At 67.1% G+C, this 459-nt stretch carries 1 pseudogene; it reads right to left on the bottom strand.

Features of this window, described 5'->3' with window-relative positions:
* Positions 1–173: 173 nt before the first annotated feature.
* A pseudogene (locus tag HOP58_RS22830) lies at positions 174–459 on the bottom strand (hypothetical protein); the annotation flags it as partial.

Below are 459 nucleotides of genomic sequence, written 5' to 3' on the forward strand. Positions count from 1 at the left end.
GCGGGTAACGGTCCCGTCTCCGCCCTGTCACGGGCGTGTCGACGATGTTGCCGGAGGGCCCGGGGGCCCGGTCTCAGCGTGCGGTCAACTGCAGTTGTGAGAGACGGTGCCGGCGGTGCAGCAGGACGCTCAGCCAACGGATGTCGATCAGCATGGCGGGTTGGCCTTTCTGGTCAGGCGCTCTTGACGAGCAGGGGCAGGAGTCGCCGGCGGGCCATGGTGCCCTCGGCGAAGTGATGCAGAGCGTCGGGTACCGATGCCGTCAGCGGCACACCGGCGTCGTCGTCGTCGAGTTCGGCCAGCACGGCGCCGCTGGCGACGACCGCCCAGTCCACGCCCAGTTCACCGCAACGTGCGTCGATGGCGTAGAAGAGTGAAACGGCTTGCGGTGCAAAGCTGTTCACCCCACTCAGATCGAGCACGATGGACTTCTCGGGAATGACGAGGCGGCGGACGTAC

It is taken from the genome of Halomonas sp. MCCC 1A11062 (genome assembly GCF_021404355.1).
In the GTDB taxonomy this organism is placed as follows: domain Bacteria; phylum Pseudomonadota; class Gammaproteobacteria; order Pseudomonadales; family Halomonadaceae; genus Halomonas; species Halomonas aerodenitrificans.